This window comes from Mesorhizobium sp. M7A.F.Ca.MR.362.00.0.0 (assembly GCF_004023175.1).
Taxonomy (GTDB): domain Bacteria; phylum Pseudomonadota; class Alphaproteobacteria; order Rhizobiales; family Rhizobiaceae; genus Mesorhizobium.
Genome location: NZ_RZTF01001210.1, coordinates 1 through 220 on the forward strand (window position 1 = coordinate 1; position 220 = coordinate 220).

1 pseudogene is annotated in these 220 nt (G+C 40.5%); it reads left to right on the top strand.

The annotated features are described in order from the left end of the window. Positions 1-220, top strand: a pseudogene (locus tag EOC06_RS39665) (glutamine--tRNA ligase); the annotation flags it as partial.

The following is a 220-nucleotide window of genomic DNA, read 5'->3' on the forward strand; positions in this document are numbered from 1 at the left end:
TTGTACGTGAAGACTTGAAATTGAAAGCGCCTCGTACAATGGGCGTACTTAACCCATTGAAAGTAGTTATTACCAACTATCCTGAAGGGCAAGTTGAAATGCTGGAGGCAGAAATTAATCCAGAGAATCCAGAGATGGGAACACGTCAAATTCCATTCTCTCGTGAGATTTATATCGAACAGGAAGATTTCATGGAAAACCCTCCAAAGAAATATTTCCG